The organism is Micromonospora sp. MH33 (assembly GCF_003013775.1).
GTDB classification, from domain to species: domain Bacteria; phylum Actinomycetota; class Actinomycetes; order Mycobacteriales; family Micromonosporaceae; genus Micromonospora; species Micromonospora fulviviridis.
In genome coordinates this window covers 1-2,447 of the sequence record NZ_MUYZ01000540.1, presented here as the reverse complement: position 1 = coordinate 2,447, position 2,447 = coordinate 1, and the positions used below count along the sequence as shown (strand labels likewise).

1 protein-coding gene is annotated in these 2,447 nt (G+C 63.3%); it reads left to right on the top strand.

All coding sequences use genetic code 11. The features are described 5' to 3' along the window. Positions 1 to 37: 37 nt before the first annotated feature. Positions 38 to 2,447, top strand: a 2,410-nt coding sequence (locus B0E53_RS35495) for a hypothetical protein (RefSeq protein ID WP_146167941.1), incomplete at its 3' end; no start/stop codon positions are given.

Genomic DNA, 2,447 nt, shown 5'->3' with positions numbered 1-2,447 from the left:
GGCTCGGGGGCCGGTGGAGCCTGGTCGGTTGCGGTTCGTGGCGACCACCGATGGTGTGGGTGTCCCGCGTCCGCCGGTGGGGGTGGCGGACGACCCGACCACCGCTGTCCCGGAAGAAGCGGATCTGGCCGGGATGGACGGGGCGGCGCGGACCACGGCGGCGTCGACCCCGCCGGTCGAGCCGGACCCTTCGGCTTTTCCGTGGTGGGACGACCCGCTGGCCGGACTCGATATGACGACACCGGGCTGGGAAGGGGAATCTGCGGACTGGGAAGGGGAATCTGCGGACTGGGAAAGGGAAGTGGTAAAAGCCACAGCCTCCTTGAAGTTCGCTGGAACCAAGGCGGAGGTGGCGTTTGGTAGGTGGGCGGGCGGGGTGTTCGAATTCGATCCCGCAACTCTTGACGTGAGACCGCCGCACGTCGTCTTCACGGAGTCGGTGTTCAGCACCTACGGGGAAGAGTTCGGGAAGAAAGGCATCACTAAGCCGACTGGATTGAGCGGGTGGCTGGCCCGCCAACTGGCCGAGGAACTCGCCCTGGGCAGATCGTCGGAGTTCTGGAAGCTTCTTCCGTATCCGGATCCGGAGAACATGTCCGAGCAGCAACGAGACGCCCTGAACCGGATCTGGCTCGACAAGATGGCAAACGTCCGAACTACGAGTTACGAGGTCACGCGTGTCGCTCTCCATCTGCTGGCCAAGGGGTTGGACCAGCCGATGCGGCTCTACCATCCGTTCGGCGACCCGTACGAGGACATCGGCCCGCCGCCCGCTGACGGTGCCATCCCACGCCCCGTCGTGTGGTGGAAGGGTGGTTACATCGTCCTCAGACCTCTTGACTCGGCCGACACCCTCGCCCGCCTCGCCAGCGGCTACCAGCGGACGTCGATACCCGAACGCGAACAGCAGCGGTGGGACAGCCTTTACACCGGGGCACTCGGTCTACTGAAAGCCAGGATCGAAACGGCGGAAAAGAATTCTTCCGAGCATCACCGGTCCCTCCTGCGATACACACTTGACCGGGACCTCGCGGCAATCGGTAAGCGCCCCTTTTCTCCTCGCCGCCTAGCCGAGGAACTTGACGCGTACCGCGAATACCTCACCGGCCTCGGTGACGACGGCATCTGGGCAGGTGATTACCGATGGGAACTCGAAGACCCGTTCACCCTCCGGTTTGCCGCCACCGTTAAAGCCGCCGGTGGCGCGAAGACGACATTGCGCACCAATCTGGGCGGACAGGAGGTGCCATTAACTGGTGTCGATCACGTGGTTCTAACGAGCGATATGGTCGCTGTTGACTTCGGGTCGGTCGACGGGGCGGGTGTCGGTATTGTCAAGATCCCGTACCTGGCCGACGGCGTCGAAAAGTTCGCCTACCGGGAGATCGATCGCAAATTTTCTGACACCGAGCTGGCCGAACTGAGAGGCAGGGTGCCCGGCCAGGTGTGGCAACTCGACGATCAGCCGGTCGGCTCCCTCTATCACATCACGTCGGGCTTCGACCCCGCGACGAACCAACTAACCCGCTCCTTCGGCAAGGGCTCCGAGGGCGAAAAAACCCGGAGAGCCCGTATCCCGGTCGCCAAAGTGGTCGACGGACGTTTCTTTACCATCCCGAACGACATGAAGGAGGTCATTCTTCGACTCGGGTACGGCCCGGATCATCGACCCATCGCGGTCGTGGTGATGCCGGCTGAGAAGAGCGGGGCCGGACGGGACCTGTATCTGCAACTGGTCAGTCCTGCCCCCACCGTCGACGACGTTGAGTTGCTGCGCAAAACGGCGCTGTGGGAAAGAAGCTTGCCTTGGTGGAGCATTTCCTCGGTGAAATCCTTCAACGACACAATTCGCTCGAGAAATCGATTGCCTGTTCCTCTGGATTTTTCTCTCGGCGGCAAGAACTGGTCTAAGACGCCAGATGGGCGGGAGGTGAATCTCGCCCCTGGGACGCCGGTCACTTTGCAGGTGGGGGAGCGTCGCCGGCCGGTCGGGAAGGATCACATTGTCGACAGCGTCAACGAGGTTGTCGTCGTGGTCAAGGTGCCACTGGTCCCGATACCGGACGCGCCGGCGTCCGAACCCGAATACGCCTTCAAGCTCTTCAGTATGGATGAAGAGGTGAATTTCGCTGATCTCATAGAGCAACTCCAAGAGCGGCAGACGTTGCTCGACCGGCGCAGAGAGCGACCTGAGTCGGGAGGTCGGCGGGCCCCGAAGCGTCCGCGTGTCCAGGATGGATCGTCGGTGCCCGGCCCGGCGACCGCGCCACACCAGCCGCCGCCCCCACCGGATGTGGCTGGTGAGGCGGGACGTGGTGATCGGCTGCTGCCGAGTCAGTTGTCGGAGGATGAGGTGTCGGCCCGGTTCCGGTGGCTGGGTGGGGTGAATGCGGTTCGTGGTGGCGATCCGGTTTTGCGGGGGCGGGGTTACGACACGAACTGTGTGT